Below are 21,233 nucleotides of genomic sequence, written 5' to 3'. Positions count from 1 at the left end.
AGGAGGTTATTTAAAATGGAACAAGTTCAATTCATGCGGAATTTAATTATAGAGACACCTTCAGAGCCGGGGAACTTTGCGAAAGTCGCACTTGCAATCGGGCAATTGGAAGGGGATATAGGCGATATCCAGACAATCAAAGTTGGTACGCTGTCGACAATTCGAGATATATCTGTTCAATGTGCGAGTGAGGTGCATTTACAACGTATCGTGGATGCGGTAAACGCTATTGGCGAGGGAATAAGTGTGCATGCGGTAACGGATGAAGTACTTCAAGCCCACGAAGGCGGAAAAATACATATGAAAGGACGTATGGAAATTCGTTCACTTGGTGATTTACGTCGGGTTTACACGCCGGGTGTCGCAAACGTTTGTGAAGTCATTAAAAACGATCCCGAACAAGCCGACTATTTTACTGGTATATCGAACACTGTTGCAATCGTTACAGACGGAACGGCAATTCTAGGGCTGGGGAACATCGGTCCTGTTGCAGGAATGCCTGTAATGGAAGGGAAAGCTGTGTTATTCGATCAATTTGCTGGTATCAGCGGTATCCCGATTTTGCTTGATACGAGCAATCCTGACCAAGTTGTCGAAACGGTAAAACATATTCATAAAGGATTCGGCGGTATTTTACTTGAAGATATCGGCTCTCCTCATTGCTTTGAAATTGAAGAACGTCTTAAGGCGGAGCTTGATATGCCTGTTATGCATGACGATCAGCACGGAACTGCTGTTGTAACGCTCGCTTCCGTTCTTTCAGCTTGTAACCAGGAAGGCGTTAAACTGTCGGATTCGGTAGTCGGTCAAATCGGACTTGGTGCCGCTGGACTTGCGATCAGCCGGATGCTTATGGCTTATGGTGTGAAGGAAATGCGCGGCATCGATCAAAATGAGGTAGCATGTGAAAGACTTGCCAAGCATGGCGGTACAGTTATCGATACGCTGGACGAGCTAATGGCGACATGCGATATAATCGTTGCAACAACTGGGGTAGCAGGTCTTATTAAACCTGAAATGGTGAAAAAAGGACAAATAATTTTAGCGCTTTCCAATCCGAACGCTGAAATTACACCTGAAGATGCACTTGCGGCTGGGGCGGCATTTGCAGCAGATGGTCGCCAAGTAAATAATGTACTCGGATTCCCAGGCATTTTCCGTGGTGCCCTTAATGCAAAAGCGAAAAAAATCACGTACCCAATGCTTATTGCGGCAGCACTAGCAATTGTCGAAAGCACAAAGCCAGGGGATCTAGTCCCACATCCACTCGACCCAACTGTCCACCTCAATGTAGCTTCGGCAGTGGAGCGTGCAGCCAATCATATAGAGTAAAGCAAGCGTCAGCAAGTCCATCAACCAAACGAAATTTGGTTGATGGCTTTTTCGATAGCTTAAGTTAAATCCCAATCAGTGGAAGTTTTACTTTCCGGTAATACGGATAAACAAGTGGAAGGTCAAAGTACGTGAATAATGCCCGACAAAATAATACACTAATTATTTCCGCATAACCGAGTGACCAAGGGACAAACTGAATGATAGTAGATGTTCCCACCCCGAGTGACGCGATGAACTACATCTGCATATAATCGGAACTATGAAGGCAAGTAACGTTGATTTCTTCCGTATGTATTTAACTGTCGAAACCCCTACTGATTGAAGTTTCGCTTTATCGAAAGCCGCAGTCCAATTTTTGATAATAAGACTTAGTTAAAATTTGACCATAGTGGCTGTAAAAATTACAATGAAATGTAAGCTAAATTTTTAGTGGAAGGTAGTTGATTTGAATGAATAATGTAAATCTCGTAAAAGTTGAGGGACCTGAACAAGGGGCGGAACATGTTTTTGGGATGATTAAAGAAGAACTCGAAAACAAAAGGCTCAATGTACTTGGTCTCGCAACGGGAAGTACGATGATTCCTGTATATAAAAAATGGGTGGAATCCGACCTTGATTTTAAAGGCGTCATTACATTCAACTTGGATGAGTATGTTGGAATCGGGGCGGCAAGTCCGAACAGCTACGCTTATTTTATGAACGAACATCTCTTCGATAAAAAGAAATTCAAAGAAACACATATTGCAAATGGTTTAGCAGATGACTTGGATGAAGAATGTGCATCTTATGAAGCGATGCTTAACGAAAACCCACTTGACATCCAATTACTTGGGGTCGGTGAAAATGGCCATATCGCGTTCAATGAACCCGGCACACCATTCGACTCTGTTACACATGTGGCAGAACTGACAGATTCAACACTTGGCGTTAACAGCCAATACTTTGAAAACGACGAAGCAATTCCTGAAACAGCCATAACAATGGGCATCCAATCCATCACAAATGCAAAGAAATTGATATTGCTTGCATTTGGCGAAAAGAAACGGGCTGCTATTTCAAAATTACTTGAAGGCACTGTGACAACTGAATGGCCTATTACAAAACTACTTGAACATAAAGATGTCACGGTTATTACAGATCTTGACGTTTGATTGAATGCAGAATGCCCACATTCCTATGACGGAATGCGGGCATTTTTTTTGGGGGATTCGCTTAGTTTCGGTCTGGATCATAGGCTCCGTAAGACGCGCGGAACTCCTCAATTTCGTCTGCACGTTCTACTTCTTCTTCAATTTCCAGATGCTGTTGTTCATCTTCGCTCGGTTCTACTAACTCTCGTTCAGGATTATCGAAAGATAGAATGACATCCTCTTCGTATATGGGCTCATAATCTCCCGCGGCATGCTGAAGCTCGGAATCTCCTGTGAATTTCTTTTCGTTTTTATCGAACGGCTCAATTTGAAGATTGTTACTTTCTGCATCATCCGGTTGATCTATTGAAGTTCTTCTTTTAGAAAAGTCGGTTTTATCTTCCATTCTATTCACCTCCGCAGTTAGTGTGTTAGTCACTGTTTTCCCTTTGTAGAGAATCTTAAACTGTGAATCTGCTCTTGTATCCGGATGTGTTCAAGCGCTGGGTATGTGATACGAACTAGCGAAGGCGCCTTCAGGGGTAGCCGAAGCAATTAGACTGACAGCGAACTTCTGTCTGGCTTATTGCGGGAGGCATTCCCAAGCGCCGAAGCGGGGTTCAATGGACTTCTTTCAATCCGATGTAAAAAGAGACTGTGTAACGCAGCCGACAATTCGTCGACAAGTTACACAGTCTCTTTGATTATTCATAGATTAATCATTCTGTTGAGGGACACGAATTGTCCAACGGGAAAAGTCAGGCGTTTCCTTCTGAACAAGCTCTTTTGGATAGATGAATGTCCACGGCTTCGTCGTGTTTGCTTTTACAGACAACGAATCAAGTGTAAATGATCCGTTGGCAACAAGATCGCCATTCGCATCTATCAGCTCCAAAGGTAGTTTCTCAATATTAATTTGTTTCGAATGTCCATTACGAATGAAGATAGATGCTGCAATGCCGCCATCTTCTTGTTCTTTAACTTGGAAACCGCTGATATTCACTTCACGTGGTTTGAGTTTCGGAAGGCCTTCGACAACTTTTGCAAGTCCGTCCTTTTGATCTTCCGTCAATCCGTCTTCCCAAGCTTGTTCCAATTCAAGTTTGTGGGGAATCATCGATTGTACGTTGAATGCAAGTTTCCAGTTTTCTGTAGGCGGTTGTTCTGTGAAGATGTTCTCTTTAGTGAAAACGAATACCCACGGTCTTGCGCTACGTCCTGGGATATCACCCAGTTCTTTTAAATCGAATTCATCAGACGCTAGCGTTTTTCCTTCTTTATCAAGCAACATTAGTTCGACAGAGCCAACTGAAATCTGTTGGTCAAGGGAAGAACGGAAGAACGCTTTGACAAGCCAGCTACCGTTTGCAGGTTCGATATCAATGTCGATTCCTGAAAGGGAAATCTGATTTGGTTTAAGGGGTTCAAGCTCATTTGAAAGAAAACGGAAAACATATTCTTGTTCCTGTGGTACGTTCCATTCAGGATGAAGGGAAAGTTTTGTTTCCACTTCATCCGTTTCAGTCGTTTCGTTTACGCCCTCGACGATTTCATCGGAGCTGATTGTACTATCCGAACCAGTCTTTTCGGCTTTGTTAAAGATAGAGAAAAGTTTCATTCTTGTACCTCCTGTTGGTTTGTAATGAGTTTCATGAAGCCGATTACTTCGGCAGCGATACTACGGCGTAGCTTCTGGTAATGTGTACCGAAAAGTTCCAAACCTTCACGTTGATAAATACGCATTGGGTCTTCTTGCCCGTAGGAACGGAGTCCGATACCTTCTTTTAAGCGGGTCATTACTTCAAGGTGTTTGACCCACATCGTATCAATATGAGAGAGCATCACTTGTGGAATCATTTGGTTGACTTGCTCATTCTCAGCAAATGTTTCAATATAAGCAAGTAACTCATCTAGTGGCTCTTTATAGGCTTTCAAAATGGACGCTGTTTTTTCAAACGAACGTGGAATTTCGACAGGCTCCAACAATAAACCGTTCATCGTGCGCTCAATCCGTTCGAAATCCCAATTTTCAATAGGATCCTCGTCTCGGCAACTATCCAGAACAACAAATTCGACAGTTTCAGCAAGCATTGTTTTCAACTGACCTAGAACGCTTTCTTTTTCAATTACTTTATCCCGAAGAGTATAGATGACCTCACGCTGATCATTGATGACATCATCAAGTTTCAGATTGTATTCCCTCATTGAATAATGGACGCCTTCAACGATTCGCTGTGTCCGATCCGTTAATTCATCGACATCGGGATTTAACACAAGCCCTTCCTTATCTGTGTTCACTTTCTTTTGGAACTTCTCAAGGTCATCTTGTACGAAACGTTTGAACATGTCATCTTCAAGAGAGAGGAAGAAACGGCTTTCACCAGGATCACCTTGACGACCTGAACGCCCACGGAGCTGATTGTCAACCCGACGGCTTTCGTGTTTTTCCGTACCGAGTACGAAAAGTCCACCATGTTCTGCGACGCCTTCCCCGAGTACAATATCGGTTCCTCGTCCCGCCATGTTCGTGGCGACAGTGATATGACCCATTTGTCCTGCTTGGGAAATGAGTTCCACCTCTTGTTCGACACTTTTTGCATTGAGCAAAGTGTAATCGAGTTTGTAGTCGTCCAAATAGTTGACGACTGTTTCCGACTGTAGGATTGAAGTTGTTCCCACAAGAACGGGTTGTCCTTTTTCATGGCGTTCAGCTACTTCTTTAGCCATTGCTTTGTATTTCTGATCTATTGTCTTATATACACGGTCAGGTGCATCAATTCGGACTTTCGGACGGTTGGTCGGAATTTGAATCACTTCCATACCATACACTTCCCGGAATTCTTTTTCTTGTGTTTTTGCTGTACCTGTCATCCCGCATAATTTTGGATACATGCGGAAATAGTTTTGAATGGTTATTTGTGCTTGTGCTTTGTTTTCATCTGTAATCGGCACGCCTTCTTTTGCTTCAATCGCTTGGTGAAGGCCGTCTGATAAGGTACGACCTTCCATGATTCGTCCTGTGAACATATCGACAAGTTCGATTTTTTCATCCCTTACGATATAGTCTACATCACGTTTAAATATGACGTGTGCCCGTACTGCCTGGATCATATAATGATAAAGCGTTTGGTGTTCAAGTTCGTACAAATTCTCGATGCCGAATGCTTTTTCAACCTTTGCGATTCCTGTTTCAGCTAGGGAAGTCGCTTTTGTATCTTCATCGAAATCGTAATCCACTTCCACTTTGAAACGTTTTGCAAGACGTGCGGCAATATGGTGAAGATCCGCATCTGCTTGCGTTTTACCTGCAACGATGAGCGGGGTTTTTGCTTCGTCAATCAGTATGCTGTCGACTTCATCGATAATGGCGAAATGGTAGGGACGTTGCACTTTTTGTCCGACCTGTTGTGCCATATTGTCGCGCAAATAATCGAAGCCGAACTCTGTGCCGACTCCATATGTAATGTCAGCGTTATAAGCCGCTTGCTTAGCGGGTCCTTGCATCATCGGTACATTCAGCCCAACAGTGAGGCCGAGAAAACGGTGAATTTGACCAATCTGATCAAAGTCGCGCTTTGCAAGGTAGTCATTTACAGTAATCACGTGAACGCCTTTGCCTTCGAGTGCGCGTACATAAGAGGGAAGGGAAGCGACAAGCGTTTTTCCTTCACCGGTTGGCATTTCGGCAATATTTCCTTCGGTAAGTACGAGTCCGCCAATCAATTGGACATCAAAATGCCGCATGCCAAGAATTCGTTTGGAAGCTTCACGGACAACCGCAAATGCCTCCGGAAGAATCGATTGAATGGTCTCCCCCGATAGTAGACGTTCTTTGAATTTGTCGGTCATACATATTAGCTGTTCGTCCGACATCGTTTCATATGTTGATTCTATTTTATTTATTTGTTGAACAATTTTTCGGTATCTTCGTAGTTGTCTTTCGCTCGTTTGAGATGAACGTTTGAATAATGATAACATGTTTGAACGCTCCTTTTTCCGCTCCCTTTACAGGATTCACTCCCTATTTTATCAAAAAGGTGGGCAAATGACTACCTTAACATGAACGTTGTTACAATAAGGAAGGAAAATACGCGGGATAGGACCGTGGGGATGGGGGAAAGGTAAGTGTAGAAGTAACTTCAAGTTGATAAATAATTTCTATGAAGGGTGCTTTCGTCCATTAAACATGGTATAATACTGTTGATTTGATAAATTACCGATTATATGAGGGAGGAAGGACATGTTATTCCTTGCATTGGCTGTTGCATTTGTAGCATCCATTATACTGACTCCGCTCGTCATAAAATTTGCATTTCGAATTGGTGCGGTTGATCGTCCGAACTACCGAAAAGTACATGCGGCCATTATGCCACGAATAGGTGGGCTTGCAATTTTTGGCGCATTTATGATTGGATACGCCATCCTACGACCTGCAGATGAGCATTCCACCGCAATTCTCGTTGGAGCAATTATTATCATTGCCACAGGCTTTCTTGATGATATGCTTGAAATTACAGCGAAAGCAAAGCTAGCTGGCCAATTAGCGGCAGCTACCGTAGTGGTTGCGTGGGGCGGATTACAGATTGATTTTATTACACTGCCTTTTATTGGTCAATTTGACTTTGGGTATTTCAGCATTCCGATAACAATTATTTGGATTATCGGTATAACAAATGCCGTTAACCTTATAGATGGATTAGATGGACTTGCAGCAGGCGTTTCGTCCATAGCGCTTATTTCAATTACAGTGATGGCTGTTATTATGGGAAACGTTTTTGTTGCTGCAACTGCTTCAATTCTTGCTGCCAGCTCACTTGGTTTTCTTTTTTACAATTTCCACCCTGCAAAGATTTTCATGGGAGATACAGGATCACTTTTTCTTGGATTTATGATATCGGTTTTAGCTTTGTTAGGGTTCAAGAACGTTGCAGTCGTTTCACTAATTATCCCAATTATTATGCTGGGTGTTCCAATTTCTGATACGTTTTTTGCAATTGTTCGTCGTATCCGCATGAAGCAACCGATTTCGGCACCGGATAAATCCCATTTGCATCATTGTTTGCTGCGGACTGGGTTTTCACATAGACAGACGGTATTAATCATTTATGGAATAGCAATTTTGTTCGGTGCTGCAGCAGTGTTGTTTTCACAAGCAACTGTCTGGGGAGCGATTATACTCATAATCATTATGCTAATTGCTATCGAGTTATTTGTTGAGCTCATAGGCCTGGCGGGTACAAATTACAGACCGATTTTAAATCTTGTCCGAATGATTGGAAAATAAAATATGTATTTGTTGAGGCCATACACTTTCATTAAAGTAGTATGGCTGTTTTTTTTATCTTTTATGTACGTTAATGCAAAAAAAAAGATGAGCCCGGGATACGGGGCTCATCTTTACATTTACTCATTGAAATTGTCTTCAGATATTTCATTGGCGGATCCACTTAAACTTGAACTGCTGTCAGTCAAATTCGAGGAGTCTGGAATAAGCCCGAGATGCGCTTGTAATAGCTGTTTTACATTGGCTAAATCAGTATCGTCAAGCTTATAGTAATACGTTCCTGTCGACATATCATCATAGCCTTTCAAACTGATTGAGTCCACTTGTGGCATACCACCTTTGACATATGCCAAAAATGATTTCATTTCATCGTATGTCATGTCCGTTTTCATATTATCACCAAGTGCATCAATGACGTCACCGTATTTGGTAATAGATTTGATGGAAGTAGCTTCTTTCATAATTGCCTGAAGAATCATCTGTTGGCGTTCACCGCGTTTGATGTCGCTGTCAGCTTTGCGTGTACGTGCAAGCGCAAGTGCATGTCTGCCATCCAAATGCTGCAAGCCTTTTTTCAGTTGAATGGTATTTTTATCAAATTCATCTTTTTCAATACGGTCGTAAGGTACTTCGGCTTCTATTCCGCCGAGTGCATCGACAATGTCAATAAAGGCATTAAAATTCATCTTAATATAGTAATCCATAGGAATATCAAGTAACTCTTCAACTGTTTCAATTGTCGCACTTGTACCGCCGAATGCGTGCGCATGTGTGATTTTATCTTTGTAACCCACTTCGGGAATGTATACATAAGAGTCACGGGGAATGCTCAACAGTTTGACCGATTTCTCTTTAGGATTCAAAGTGGCGACAAGAAGTGCATCCGACCGACTATGATCGTCGCCTTGCCCCCGGGTTTCACTATCATCGACACCGACGAATAGAATGGAGACGTTGTCATGAGCCGGCTCTATTTTTGCTTCTCGTATATCTGATTTATCCCGACCCGGTAACGCTTCGTATGCCCGGTTTGCGGCGTCAGCCGCTTTATTTTGTAAAGATGCCCCATAGGCGACGACAACAAGTAATGCAGATAAGGCGACAAAAAGTGATATTTTTAGCGCCAGTCGCTTACCTGACTTATTCTTATCTTTTTTATACTCTCGTCTTTTCATATTTAGTTCCTCCGGACTCGGTTAAACGGAATTCACGTATAACCGAACTTTTAAGTGGTGGCGCCTAAATGATAGTGCGCCTTTCAGTAGATACAGACGTTAATAAACCAAGGGAAGTTTCAGTTGATATAAAATAGCAATCCTCAACATTATACTATTATTTATGTCATTCGTATACCATTTCAAGTGTTGAATTCGAGAAATTCATCAGAAATCGACGATAGTTCACCTTGTCCATTCGTCATTTCCAGTATCCACGTCCTGAATTCTTCCAGTTGTTCGACAGGAACGTATATGAAAAGATCCACTCCATCTGAGTACATGATTTCTTTTAGCGGATAGCAGGATTGTCTTACTTCGTTTTCAATTTTCCCTAAAAATGTGTAATCAATTGTCACCTTCATTAAATAATGATTCTTCCGTTCGACAATACCGGTAGCCGCAATCCCTTCTGTCGTTGCACGTCCATAAGCCCGGATAAGACCGCCGCCTCCAAGTTTGATGCCTCCGAAATAGCGTGTCACGACGACCACCGTGTCTTTCAGACCTTGTTTTTTTAATACTTCAAGCATCGGAAATCCGGCAGTGCCGGACGGTTCGCCGTCGTCATTCGCTTTTTGGATTCCATCCTGTTCACCAATCATATAAGCCGAACAATTATGTGTTGCGGCGGGATGCAATTTCTTAATCGACTGGATGAAGTCAAGAGCCTCGTGTTCTGTTTCAGCGCGGCTGACATATGACAGGAATCTTGACTTTTGTATAATAAGTTCGCTTTCGCCATTTCCTTTTACTGTACAGTAATTTGCTCGCATTTGCGGAACACCCCTCACTTGTAATACAATTTTAATATTCAATTGGTCCTATGATGCTATACTATATGATGAGCGCATGGAATTCATCATTCCTCGTTTTACTTTACTATCTAAGTTTAGGATGGGGGAGGATTAAATGAAAGATAATGCAGTGGATATCCACTCGCTCGAAACAATATTCAACAGTATGGTTCGTGCAATGGATCAGTCAAAGAATGATATTTTCATTATAGGCGAACAAAGTCGCCAAAGTTTTGAAGAAATGAAAAATGAGCTTGAAGAAGTGAAAAAAAATATTTCCCGGGTAATTACTGAAGTCGATTATTTGGAAGGGATGACCCGCCATTCACGAAGACGCCTTGCCGATGTATCGAAGAACTTCGCTAACTACTCGGAAGAGCAGGTTAGGCAAGCGTACGAGGTTGCAAATGACTTGCTCGTACGGTTGTCGGTCAGTCAGATGGAGGAGAAACAGCTTCGTATTCGCAGGGATGATCTGGATAGGCGTCTAGTAGCGCTTCTAGATACGATTGGGAGAGCAGATGAACTAATCACTCAAGTGTCGACCGTTATCACTTACCTAACATCAGATTTGAAAGATGTGGGTATGGCACTTGAAAACGCGAGGAATAAACAGGAGTTTAGTATTCGAGTTATTCAGGCGCAAGAAGAAGAACGGAAAAGACTTTCCCGTGATATTCATGACGGGCCTGCACAAATGTTGGCAAATGTTCTGATACGCACTGGTTTAATCGAAAAAACGTTTATACAAAAAGGTTCGGAACGTGCATTCGCTGAATTGACGGATTTGAAAGGGATGGTTAGAACTGCTTTGTTGGAAGTGCGTCGGATAATTTACGATCTTCGCCCTATGGCGCTTGACGATCTCGGACTAATCCCGACGTTACGAAAATACCTTTCGACAATTGGCGAATATGAAAAAGACGTCGAAATTCATTTTCAAAACAATGGTCAAGAGCAGCGATTCCATACAAATTTCGAAGTATCAGTGTTCAGGTTGGTGCAGGAATGTGTATCAAATGCGTTGAAACATGGAGAAGCGAAGGATATTTGGGTGAATATTGAGTGGCTTCGCGATATAATGAATATTATTATCAAAGATAATGGTATAGGGTTCGATCAAAAAGAAGTGAAAGATAAGTCATTCGGTCTTATCGGGATGCGTGAACGTATCGATTTGTTGAAAGGTGAGATGAATGTTTCCTCATTTATAGGCAATGGAACGACCATACTTTTCCGTATTCCATTCAGAAATGACATAATTGACGATTAGAATCATTGGGAGGAAATGAAAATGGCTAAAATATTAATTGTAGATGATCATCAATTATTCCGTGAAGGGGTAAAACGTATTTTGGACTTTGAAGACTCTTTTGAGGTTGTTGCTGAAGGAGATGACGGTAATGAGGTAAATGAACTTTACCGACAATACATGCCGGATGTTGTCTTGATGGATATTAACATGCCGCGTATGAACGGTGTGGATGCGACAGAAAATCTAATTAGTGAATATCCTAATGCAAAAGTGATTATGCTGTCGATTCATGATGACGAGTCGTATGTGTCGCATGCACTTAAAACGGGTGCTCTCGGATATATGTTAAAAGAGATGGACGCGGATGCCATTGTACAGGCCATCAAAGTAGTGGCAGCCGGTGGTTCTTATCTTCATCCCAAAGTGACGCATAACCTTGTAACGGAATTCCGCCGGTTAAGTGAACGTGAGCATAAGGGGTCGTTTCAACAAAATGATATCCGCCGGCCATTCCACTTACTTACAAAGCGTGAATGTGAAGTGTTGCAACTACTAACTGACGGGCAAAGCAACCGGATGATTGGTGAATCATTATTCATTTCCGAAAAAACGGTTAAGAATCATGTTTCAAGCATTCTGCAAAAAATGTCTGTAAACGACAGAACGCAAGCCGTAGTTACGGCCATTAAAAATGGTTGGGTTGAAGTGAAATAAAGAGAAGTACCGAATAGAAAAGAGAAGGGCCTTCCGTTTGGAGCGGCCTTTTTACTTGCGTAGGAGGAATTATGATGAAAAAAATAGCTTTTTTACTAGTTTTAACGCTTATTCTTATACTGGGTGCTTGCAACAAGGAAGAAAACAATTCTTCTACGCAAGGTTCGGCCACAGACGGGGAAGCGAAAAATGCATACGGTGCGATTGATCACGGCGTAGAGGATAAGGGAATAGGCTTTAATCTGTCAGGTAATACGATTGAAGAAGCGACGGGGGTTCCGCAAGAAGAGAAAGAGCAGATTTTACGTGTGTTCAATGCATATATCGACACATTTAATGAGCAGGATATTGAAGGTTATATAGAAACGCTTTCAGATCGTACAGAAAGCTTTGATAAGGAAGAAGAGCGTAAGGGATTAACGGAGGCTTTTAATCAAAATGAACTTAAACGTCAAGTATCTGATGTGACGATTGTTAAATATGATGAAGAAAAAGCGCAAGTATTCGCGAATCTTGAGACAACTATGAAGCAGAAATCAACTGGACTGAAGACATCTCCAAGCGGGCGCCAAGTGACTGTGCTAACGAAAGATGATGGAAAGTGGAAAATTTCAGCCGTACATTATATGGGTAACGATGAAAATAAATAAGACTTTAAACACTCTTCGCTATTAAGCTAGCGGAGGGTGTTTTTTTGCGTTTGTATACATCTTATTTCCATAAATTTGGTGGTTGATTTTTCGTGTATTGAAGCATATTATAAGTGTATGGGAACATTTGTTCCAGACTGAGAAATAAATAAATAAATTTGTTGTCCCACACTAGCAATTATCTCCCTGGGTTATTCCTTGGTTAATAACACATCTGGTGCCGGTTACAGACACCGAATTCAATATGGAAAGGAGGAATTTCGATGCCTTTAATACCTGCAGAGGCATTGCCGTATTTTGAGAACATGATTTACTTGCCGATGGTTCTCGTTATTTTGGAAAGGGATCGTGAATCCTTTGAAAAAGGTCCTTTCAAATTGAAAAGACCTTATATTAACATGGTTGAAGAGGCGACAAGGCTAGCACGTGCCGAATTGAAAGAAACACATAGTTATTTAAGACGCCGGGATATGAAAGTCATTCGCAATAAAATGGATGATACATTTACGGAATATGTATTCATTCACGGCGGGTATGAAGATCATCGACGCTATTTGAATGTCCGTTTACGCAATCGAACAGAAGAGCTGCTAAGTGTTTTCATTATGCAAGTCAATCATTGAATTTGTTTTTTTCGTATGAACCCAAAAAGAAAGAACGATTTAACTGGTTTTGTTTTTTTGCATAATCTTTCTCTAAAAGTGCTGCAAGAGAATATTGTCGATGCATCGTATTCTCGGAGACATTCACTTTGAAAGAACGATTATTCTCCAAATGGACGATGCAACCCATATCGTCTGGTTCAAAATTATCAATTGCGTGATAAGAAACCCAGATACTTTGTGTAGAGGATGGTGACATCGTAGGCAGGAATATATAGGGTTTTCCGAAATCATGTGCGACGATTATCGGCGTTTTATGTCTCTTTCCGAGCACAAGCCTCGCAGTATTCGACGAAGTTTGAAAAGAACCGCCATAATACACACATGAACTTTTTACGATATGGAGCGGCTTCCTAGGAATCCTAAGTTCGCCATTTCGTTCGATAACACGAGACGATATTTTGTTATTATGGATTACCGGTTGTACCATGAATGTATCAAAGGAGACGACGTAGTTAGCAGTTTGTTTCACAGTTTCCAATTATAAGCCCCCTATTTTTGTATATGGTTAATTATAAAATGGAATATTTTTAATGCAACTGTTATTTTGAATAATTTGAATCACTGATAAAATACAGTTATTTTGACCTGGATGCTTTATATGGAAAAACCGTTTTTAATCTACAGTGGTGCAGATTAAAAACGGTTGCATAGTTAGTTGTTTTGATAGTCAATTGCGGCGGCACCTAGTGCTTTTGCAGCAAGAAGCATCGCTCGTTCATTAAAATCAAATTTAGGATGATGGTGGGGATAAGGATCTACTGGTTTTGCACCTGTGAAGAAAAATGTACCGGGTACTTTTTCGAGATAGTAGGCAAAATCCTCTCCTCCCATTTGAGGTTCTGCTTCGACAGCTTCTGCGTCAGGCAATTGTTCGATAATGGTTTTTATAAATTCTGTTTCAGCTGCATGATTAACAACGGGTGGGTAGCCGCGTATATAGTCGAATTCGATTGTGCAGTCATTTGAAAGAGCTGTACCTTCAACAATTCGTTTCATTTCAAGTTCCATTAAGTCACGGATTTCAGGATTGAATGTGCGAACAGTACCTCCCAGTTTTGCAGAGTCTGCGATAATATTGAAAGCATTTTCAGCTACGAATGAACCAACGGATAGGACAGCAGATTCAATCGGATTGACGCGGCGTGATACAAGTTGCTGCAAGTTCATAACGAGTTGTGATCCGATAACGATAGCATCTTTTGTTTGATGGGGAGCCGCACCATGTCCGCCTGAGCCCTGAATTGTAAGTACAAATCGATCGGCCGCTGCCATAACAGGACCTGTTAAATATTCAATTGCACCGTATGGGGTTAAAGACCATAAATGTGTCCCGAAAATAGCGTCTACGCCTTCAAGACAACCATCTTCAATCATCGACTTCGCACCACCAGGCGCATATTCTTCGGCATGTTGGTGGATGAAGACATATTCACCGGCAAGGTCTTCGTGTATGTCATGGATCGCTTTGGCGAGCTGTAGTAATGTGGCGGTATGTCCATCATGGCCGCAAGCATGTGCGACACCTGCAACGGTGGACTTATACGACACATCTTTTTCATCCTGAATCGGAAGGGCATCGAAATCGGCACGAAGAGCAATTGTTTTACCCGGACGTCCGCCTTTAATACGAGCGACAACGCCATTCCCGCCTACATTTTCGCGCACTTCCACTCCAAGATTTATATAAAAATCACGGATGTATTGCGCAGTTTTTACTTCTTGAAAAGATAATTCAGGATGCATATGAAGATGGCGCCGTATAATCACCATATCCTCATAAGCATTATCCAACCGCTCGAATAATTGCTCTTTCACTCGACTACCCCTCTCAAGTTCCAAATAGTTTGAATGCTTAAGAGTTAAGTATAACAACCGATTTCGGAACCTGCAATCTAGCCTCGAGCAATAAAAAAAGACGCGACCCAACAAGCGGGTCAAAGCGTCTTAGTCTTTTTTCTTCGTCTGGTAAGTCGTTACATAAGAAGCACTAGAGAAAATATGCGGTGTTTTGTCAACACCTGCCGCCTTTTCGGTAGCTGAATGTGCTTGTGCAAATGAATTGGAGTTTTGCCAACGCGTGAAGGAAGATGCACCCGTCCATTCCGTCATCACGATATACGTGTCCGAATCGAGAGGGCGAAGCAAGCGGAATGCTACGAATCCAGGCTCTGACTCAATAGCACCTGCTCTGTTGTTAAAACGGTCTTCGAAAACCGGTCGTCCTTCATCTGTCACAGGAATATTGTTGAAGACGAAATAGCCATTATCTTCAAGCGTACCTGAAGTGCCGATCACTTCATATTTGCGCGGTGTCTGAAAGACCGTTTTTCCATCCGTCTCATGCAACAGTAACGAATTACCATCACCATGCAGTGCGAACATTACCTCTCCTGTATGGTCTTCTTTTAACTTCTCCATGAATTCGGGTGTACCTGATGTGATAAAAATGTTCATAATAAAATACCTCCTCCAATTATATATTCATTTTCCCCTATTTGAGCGGTTAAAACAAACTTTGACGAATCTATGGCAAATTAATAGGGAATGGCGCACAATTTAATGACAAACAAGGGCTAGCGCTATACTTTACTCCGTAAAATGACTATATTGAGAACGGATATACTAATACTGAAATTAATAATGAAAGTGGGAATCGAGCACATGACAACGTTCAATGATACATTACTTCGCGCAGCACGTGGAGAAAAAATCGAGCATACGCCCGTTTGGTACATGAGACAAGCAGGTCGTTCTCAGCCCGAATACATGAAAATAAAAGAGAAATACTCACTCGAAGAAATTACCCATCAACCTGAACTTTGCGCATACGTCACAAAGTTGCCGGTCGACCAATATAACGTCGATGCAGCTGTTCTATATAAAGACATCGTCACCCCTTTATCCGGTCTCGGTATCGACGTGAAAATCAAATCGGGCGTGGGACCGGTTATTTCGAATCCAATCCGTACAGTCCAAGATGTTCATAATCTTGGCGAATTATCCCCACAAGATGATATCCCGTTCGTTCTGGAAACAATCAAGCTATTGACGACGGAACAATTGAATGTGCCACTTATCGGTTTTGCAGGAGCACCATTCACCCTCGCAAGCTACATGATTGAGGGCGGTCCATCAAAGAGTTATAATTTAACAAAGTCCTTCATGGTATCGGAATCTGAAACATGGTTCGCACTCATGGACAAATTGGCGGACATGACGATTACGTACATCACTGCCCAAGTCAATGCGGGTGCACAAGTGATTCAAATTTTCGATTCATGGGTTGGCGCATTGAATGTGGCTGATTACCGTATCTTTATCAAGCCGGTTATGACACGCATTTTCACAGAACTCCGCAAGCTGAATGTACCCCTTATCACGTTCGGTGTCGGTGCAAGTCACTTGGCAAACGAATGGCATGACCTTCCTGTGGACGTCGTGGGCCTCGATTGGCGTTTGTCCATTAAAGAAGCGGGCGAACGAGGATTGACTAAACCGTTACAAGGGAACTTAGATCCGTCGATGCTGCTTGCAGATTGGTCCATTATTGAAGAACGTGCGAAAACAATCATCGAACAAGGTGTGGAACATGGCAGTCATATTTTCAACCTTGGCCACGGTGTATTCCCGGATGTAAAACCGGCAACCTTGAAAAAACTGACAGAATTAATTCATAGCTATAGTGCACAGTTGCGTAAATAACGCGCTGATTCAAACGAAGAGGTGACTGACATGAAGAAAAAAATGGGGCTTTTAGTAATGGCGTACGGCACGCCGAATAAAGAAGAAGATATCGAATCGTACTACACACATATCCGCCATGGTCGTCCACCAGCACCCGAGCAATTGGAAGACCTTCAGAACCGCTACGCAGCAATCGGCGGCATTTCCCCTTTAGCGAAAATTACGGAAGACCAAGCAAATGCGCTATGTAACCGTCTGAATGAAGTACAGGAAGACATCGAATTCAACGTCTATATCGGCTTGAAGCATATTGCGCCATTCATCGAAGATGCTGTACAGAAAATGCATGAAGATGGCATTAAAGAAGCTGTCTCAATCGTCCTTGCACCCCATTTCTCAACGTTTTCGGTTAAGTCATACAATGGCCGCGTGAAAGAAGAGGCGGACAAACTAGGCATGACAGTCACATCCGTGGAAAGCTGGTACAAACAACCGAAATTCATCGCTTACTGGGTTGATAAGGTGCGTAACACCTTTGACAGTATGAGCGAAGAAGAACGGGCAAATGCCTGCTACATCGTTTCAGCGCATTCATTGCCGGAAAAAATCTTGGCAAACGGAGATCCATATGCGGATCAGTTGAAAGAAACGGCAGATATGATTGCAGCAGGAGCTGGCGTCGAAAAGTACGCAGTCGGCTGGCAAAGTGCGGGACAAACGCCGGAACCATGGCTAGGACCTGATGTGCAAGATTTAACACGTGATCTACATGCAGAACATGGTTATAAAGCATTCGTGTACACCCCAGTTGGATTCGTTTCAGATCACTTGGAAGTGCTATACGATAATGACCATGAGTGCAAAGTGGTTTGTGATGAAATCGACGCGTCTTATTACCGACCTGCAATGCCGAACATAGATCCACTCTTTATCGACGCTATGGTAGATGCAGTGTTTGAAAAACTGGAAACGGCGGAATAATTTCAGGAGGAATGAATTCATGGACACGAACGAACAAAACAAAAAAGTCGTCATTGTCGGTGGGGGAATTACAGGTCTCTCCGCGGCGTACTATATGCAAAAAGAGGCACGTGAAAAAAACCTTCCGCTTGACGTGATTCTTGTAGAGGCCTCAAACCGGTTAGGCGGTAAAATCCAGACGGTTCGACGTGATGGCTTTGTCATTGAACGTGGTCCTGATTCTTTTCTCATCCGAAAAAAAAGTGTGGGAACGTTGGCAAAAGACCTTGGTATCGAAAACGAGCTTGTGAGAAATGCGACAGGTCAAGCATATGTCCTTGTAGGTGGTAAACTTCATCCGATTCCAGGTGGCTCGGTAATGGGCATTCCGACGGAAATGGGTCCGTTTTTAAAGACGGATTTGTTTTCACTGGCAGGAAAAATGCGTGCAGCAGGGGATTTGGTACTTCCGCGTTCAGGCATTAAAGAAGATCAGTCCCTCGGTCGTTTTTTCCGCAGGCGGTTCGGTGCGGAACTCGTTGAGAACTTGATTGAACCGCTTCTTTCCGGTGTATACGCGGGCGATATTGATCACTTAAGCTTGCAGTCGACGTATCCACAGTTTTACGAGGTAGAAAAAAGGCACCGTAGCCTTATTCTTGGCATGAAAAAAACAACTCCACAACAAAAACCTGCGAATAATGGGCTTGCGGCGAAGAAAGAAGGCGCCTTCCATACGTTCCGGAACGGTCTCGTAACACTTGTGGATGCACTCGAACAACAGCTGGAACCAGGTTCTGTTATGAAAGGTGTCCGGCTGGAAGCGATTGATAAAAACGGAGACAAGAACGTTCTTACAATGAATAACGGACAAACCATCGAAGCGGATGCAGTCATCATGACAACGGGACACGAAATGGCGGGGCGTCTATTCGCACCCCACGGCCTATTGCAAGATGTAAGGCAAATACCGACAACGTCCGTTGCGACAGTGGCACTAGCTTTTCCAGAAGAACATGTCGTGCAAGACAATGAAGGCACTGGATTTCTCGTATCCCGTGCAAGTGACTATTCGATAACAGCATGCACGTGGACACATCGCAAATGGCCGACCACAACGCCAGATGGGAAAGTGTTGTTGCGCGCCTTCGTCGGACGTGCTGGCGATCAGGCAATTGTTGACCTATCAGATAGTGAAATCGAAAAAATCGTGCTTGCAGACCTCAGTAAAATTATCGGCATAAAAGGCAAACCCGATTTCACAGTCATTACCCGCTGGAAAGAAGACCGACCGCAATACCGGGTTGGTCACAAGCAACGGATAGAGGCGGCGCGCGTAGAATTGCGAACGAAATTCCCGACTGTGTTGCTGGCGGGCGCTTCGTACAATGGCGTCGGTTTACCCGATTGCATTGACCAAGGAGTAGCGGCGATGAAAGAAGTCGTGAAAAAACTGTTTTGATCGGGAAATTAAAAAACAACCGTAGGAGCATGATGGCTCCTACGGTTGTTTTTGCATTCAATTATAGACAATTGCACTTGTCACATTTATTGCTGTAGCACTCATGTTGTTCTTCAATTTCTTCACCACAAGCGGTACAAGTCTTCGGGGGTAGATTTTTGAAAAACTCGATAACATTTTCCATCATTACGTTCATCTCCTATCCGTTTTGTAGTAGTACTGACCAATAAAAATAATTTGTAATAGTACAGTCTATGCAAAAAAATTAGATAATATTGCACTTGTCGCATTTATTGCTGTAGCACTCATGTTGCTCTTCGATTTTTTCTCCACAAGTAGCGCAAGACTTGGCAGGTAAGTTTTTAAAGAACTCAATCACGTTTTCCATAAGTTATTCAACTCCATTCCATATTGTATTAGTACGCCGTTCATTTCCTTCTTTGTAATAGTACAGACTGTCCAAAAAAAAGTGAGGAATGTTACAATTTTTGCTGTATCAATCATGACGCGTTTCGATTTCATTGCCATCTGTTTTGCAAGTTGACCTTAGAGGAAATAACTACCACTTTAGATGATCGTCACGTTTTCCCTTTCAGTTTTGTACTATAACGAGAAGTATTATTACTAGTGTATTATAACAGTTGGATAAATGTCAACCAATTCGATGATTTATTCTGAAAAGTTTTTTGTAAGGTGTTTCATGAGTAAAAATGATAAACTATATAAGTTGAACGAATGATTCTATAAAATTTCCAGCGAAGGCGCCTCATAGGGGTAGCCGAAGCAATAAGACTGACAGCGGTCTTGTTGCTGGCTTATTGTGGGAGGCATCCCCGAGCGCCGAGCGTTGTTGAGAGGATTCTTTATGTCAACATATATAGAAGAACCTATTTTTAAGGAGCGATTTGTATGTATTTCATTGATAATAAAGGTATTACAGACCCACGCATTAACCTTGCGATTGAGGAATATGTATTGAAGACGATGGATATCGATAAAGATTCTTTTTTGCTTTTCTACATTAACGAACCATCAATCATTATCGGGCGAAACCAAAATACGATTGAAGAGATAGATACCGATTTCGTCGATATTAATGGTATTCACGTTGTACGCCGTTTGTCGGGCGGCGGTGCTGTTTATCATGACCTAGGCAATTTGAATTTTAGTTTCATCACAAAAGATGATGGGGATTCGTTCCGTAACTTCAAAAAGTTCACGGAACCTGTTGTTGAAGCACTTGCAAACATGGGCGTGAAAGCGGAACTTCTCGGCCGTAATGATTTATTGATAGATGGTCGTAAAATTTCAGGTAACGCGCAATTCTCAACGAATGGCCGTATGTTCAGCCACGGAACGCTCATGTTCGATACAGAAATCGAGCGCGTCGTTTCGGCACTCAAAGTGAAAAAAGATAAAATCGAATCGAAAGGCATCAAATCGATTCGCAGCCGTGTGGCCAACATTACCGAATTCCTAAAAGAGCCGATGACGATTGAACAGTTCCGTTTGGAAGTACTGAATTCAATTTTCGATGGCAATGAAAACATCAACTATATGGAGTTAACGGAAGAAGATTGGGAAAATATTCGTGCACTCTCGAAAAAACGCTACGGCAACTGGGAATGGAATTACGGTAAATCTCCGAATTTTAATATGCAACATTCCCACCGTTTCCCGGTAGGCGGCATCGATGTGCGTCTCCAAGTGAATAAAGGACTGATTGAAGACGTCAATATTTTCGGCGACTTTTTCGGCGTCGGCGATGTAGCCGTTCTTGAAGAAAGTTTGAAAGGCGTCCAATACGACAAGCAGTCAATGAGTGACGCACTCAATTCGGTAGACATTCCTACATATTTGGGCGGTATTACAAAAGAAGAGTTTCTCCAATTAATTTATTAATGATATCAGAAGATAGCCCGACATTCGTCGGGCTATTCTTGATTGGAAAAATACCATATCGCCGCCGCGCGCTCAAGATGTCATCGAAGCGATCAATCATCGCCGCCGCGCGCTCAAAGTTGCTATCGAAGCGATCAATCATCGCCGCCGCGCGCTCAAAGTTGCTATCGAAGCGATCAAT

Annotated in this window: 22 protein-coding genes; 11 read left to right on the top strand and 11 right to left on the bottom strand. The window is 42.5% G+C overall.

The window, feature by feature from the left end; genetic code table 11:
• Nucleotides 1-15 precede the first annotated feature (15 nt).
• Both FILTAD_RS05370 and FILTAD_RS05365 read left to right on the top strand, forming a co-directional pair.
• Entirely contained in the window at nt 16-1,332 is a 1,317-nt protein-coding gene (locus FILTAD_RS05370) for an NAD-dependent malic enzyme (RefSeq protein ID WP_124069488.1), read from the top strand.
• A 452-nt stretch (nt 1,333-1,784) separates the two neighbouring features.
• Entirely contained in the window at nt 1,785-2,486 is a 702-nt protein-coding gene (locus FILTAD_RS05365) for a glucosamine-6-phosphate deaminase (protein ID WP_124069487.1), read from the top strand.
• A 61-nt stretch (nt 2,487-2,547) separates the two neighbouring features.
• Here the strand turns inward: FILTAD_RS05365 and FILTAD_RS05360 are convergent, their stop codons facing one another.
• From FILTAD_RS05360 to secA2, 3 genes are all read right to left on the bottom strand, one after another.
• Nucleotides 2,548-2,871, bottom strand: a complete 324-nt coding sequence (locus FILTAD_RS05360; RefSeq protein ID WP_124069486.1) for a hypothetical protein — start codon at nt 2,869-2,871, stop codon at nt 2,548-2,550.
• Nucleotides 2,872-3,180: 309 nt separating this feature from the next.
• The gene (locus tag FILTAD_RS05355; protein WP_124069485.1) at nt 3,181-4,083 is read right to left on the bottom strand and encodes an accessory Sec system S-layer assembly protein; all 903 of its coding nucleotides are present in this window, start codon (nt 4,081-4,083) and stop codon (nt 3,181-3,183) included.
• Nucleotides 4,080-6,443 carry an accessory Sec system translocase SecA2 gene (gene secA2, locus FILTAD_RS05350; RefSeq protein ID WP_124069484.1) on the bottom strand — a complete coding sequence of 788 codons (2,364 nt, stop codon included), beginning with the start codon at nt 6,441-6,443 and terminating at the stop codon, nt 4,080-4,082. Before secA2 ends, FILTAD_RS05355 begins: the two co-directional genes overlap by 4 nt.
• 262 nt (nt 6,444-6,705) lie before the next feature.
• On the opposite strand from secA2, the gene FILTAD_RS05345 reads away from it, so the two are divergent.
• Nucleotides 6,706-7,749, top strand: coding sequence for a glycosyltransferase family 4 protein (locus tag FILTAD_RS05345; RefSeq protein ID WP_124069483.1), 1,044 nt, complete (start codon nt 6,706-6,708; stop codon nt 7,747-7,749).
• 119 nt (nt 7,750-7,868) lie between these two features.
• On the opposite strand, the gene FILTAD_RS05340 is transcribed toward FILTAD_RS05345, so the two are convergent.
• Nucleotides 7,869-8,924, bottom strand: coding sequence for an LCP family protein (locus FILTAD_RS05340; protein WP_124069482.1), 1,056 nt, complete (start codon nt 8,922-8,924; stop codon nt 7,869-7,871).
• A 182-nt stretch (nt 8,925-9,106) separates the two neighbouring features.
• The gene (locus FILTAD_RS05335) at nt 9,107-9,739 is read right to left on the bottom strand and encodes a YigZ family protein (RefSeq protein WP_124069481.1); all 633 of its coding nucleotides are present in this window, start codon (nt 9,737-9,739) and stop codon (nt 9,107-9,109) included.
• Nucleotides 9,740-9,875: 136 nt separating this feature from the next.
• Here FILTAD_RS05335 and FILTAD_RS05330 point away from each other — a divergent pair, with 136 nt between their 5' ends.
• From FILTAD_RS05330 to FILTAD_RS05315, 4 genes are all read left to right on the top strand, one after another.
• Nucleotides 9,876-11,033, top strand: coding sequence for a sensor histidine kinase (locus FILTAD_RS05330; protein ID WP_124069480.1), 1,158 nt, complete (start codon nt 9,876-9,878; stop codon nt 11,031-11,033).
• Nucleotides 11,034-11,054: 21 nt separating this feature from the next.
• Nucleotides 11,055-11,729 carry a response regulator gene (locus FILTAD_RS05325; protein ID WP_124069479.1) on the top strand — a complete coding sequence of 225 codons (675 nt, stop codon included), beginning with the start codon at nt 11,055-11,057 and terminating at the stop codon, nt 11,727-11,729.
• 74 nt (nt 11,730-11,803) lie between these two features.
• Nucleotides 11,804-12,379 (top strand): YybH family protein, encoded by a 576-nt coding sequence (locus tag FILTAD_RS05320; protein WP_160117566.1) that lies wholly within the window; start codon nt 11,804-11,806, stop codon nt 12,377-12,379.
• Between the two features lie 263 nt (nt 12,380-12,642).
• Nucleotides 12,643-13,002: a YhjD family protein gene (locus FILTAD_RS05315; RefSeq protein WP_124069477.1), complete on the top strand. Its 360-nt coding sequence runs from the start codon at nt 12,643-12,645 to the stop codon at nt 13,000-13,002.
• Here FILTAD_RS05315 and FILTAD_RS05310 read toward each other — a convergent pair.
• The 3 genes from FILTAD_RS05310 to FILTAD_RS05300 all read right to left on the bottom strand — a co-directional run bounded on the left by FILTAD_RS05310 (nt 12,992) and on the right by FILTAD_RS05300 (nt 15,498).
• Nucleotides 12,992-13,513 (bottom strand): competence protein ComK, encoded by a 522-nt coding sequence (locus tag FILTAD_RS05310; RefSeq protein WP_238988162.1) that lies wholly within the window; start codon nt 13,511-13,513, stop codon nt 12,992-12,994. The genes FILTAD_RS05315 and FILTAD_RS05310 overlap by 11 nt on opposite strands.
• Before the next feature lie 182 nt (nt 13,514-13,695).
• On the bottom strand, nt 13,696-14,859 hold the full coding sequence (locus FILTAD_RS05305; protein ID WP_282432570.1) for a M20 metallopeptidase family protein: 1,164 nt from the start codon (nt 14,857-14,859) through the stop codon (nt 13,696-13,698).
• Nucleotides 14,860-14,988: 129 nt separating this feature from the next.
• A complete protein-coding gene (locus FILTAD_RS05300) occupies nt 14,989-15,498 on the bottom strand; it encodes an antibiotic biosynthesis monooxygenase family protein (protein WP_124069475.1) in 510 nt (169 codons plus the stop codon).
• 207 nt (nt 15,499-15,705) lie between these two features.
• Between FILTAD_RS05300 and hemE the strand changes: the two genes are divergently transcribed.
• The 3 genes from hemE to hemY are packed head-to-tail and all read left to right on the top strand — an operon-like array spanning nt 15,706 to nt 19,150.
• Nucleotides 15,706-16,746: a uroporphyrinogen decarboxylase gene (gene hemE / locus FILTAD_RS05295; RefSeq protein ID WP_124069617.1), complete on the top strand. Its 1,041-nt coding sequence runs from the start codon at nt 15,706-15,708 to the stop codon at nt 16,744-16,746.
• 30 nt (nt 16,747-16,776) lie between these two features.
• The gene (hemH, locus tag FILTAD_RS05290) at nt 16,777-17,709 is read left to right on the top strand and encodes a ferrochelatase (RefSeq protein WP_124069474.1); all 933 of its coding nucleotides are present in this window, start codon (nt 16,777-16,779) and stop codon (nt 17,707-17,709) included.
• A gap of 19 nt (nt 17,710-17,728) precedes the next feature.
• Nucleotides 17,729-19,150 carry a protoporphyrinogen oxidase gene (gene hemY, locus FILTAD_RS05285; protein WP_124069473.1) on the top strand — a complete coding sequence of 474 codons (1,422 nt, stop codon included), beginning with the start codon at nt 17,729-17,731 and terminating at the stop codon, nt 19,148-19,150.
• 61 nt (nt 19,151-19,211) lie between these two features.
• Here hemY and yhfH (FILTAD_RS05280) read toward each other — a convergent pair whose 3' ends face one another.
• Entirely contained in the window at nt 19,212-19,334 is a 123-nt protein-coding gene (yhfH, locus tag FILTAD_RS05280; protein ID WP_427854286.1) for a protein YhfH, read from the bottom strand.
• Between the two features lie 81 nt (nt 19,335-19,415).
• Nucleotides 19,416-19,538, bottom strand: a complete 123-nt coding sequence (gene yhfH, locus FILTAD_RS05275) for a protein YhfH (protein WP_124069471.1) — start codon at nt 19,536-19,538, stop codon at nt 19,416-19,418.
• Nucleotides 19,539-20,059: 521 nt separating this feature from the next.
• Here yhfH (FILTAD_RS05275) and lplA point away from each other — a divergent pair.
• Entirely contained in the window at nt 20,060-21,052 is a 993-nt protein-coding gene (lplA, locus tag FILTAD_RS05270) for a lipoate--protein ligase (protein ID WP_124069470.1), read from the top strand.
• Here the strand turns inward: lplA and FILTAD_RS15780 are convergent.
• On the bottom strand, nt 21,018-21,233 hold a 216-nt coding region (locus tag FILTAD_RS15780), incomplete at its 5' end, for a hypothetical protein (RefSeq protein ID WP_160117565.1). The two genes, lplA and FILTAD_RS15780, sit on opposite strands and share 35 nt — an antisense overlap.

Source organism: Filibacter tadaridae, from assembly GCF_900609045.1.
In the GTDB taxonomy this organism is placed as follows: domain Bacteria; phylum Bacillota; class Bacilli; order Bacillales_A; family Planococcaceae; genus Sporosarcina; species Sporosarcina tadaridae.
Note: the sequence above shows the minus strand (reverse complement) of the source record. Positions and strands in the feature narration are given on the sequence as shown.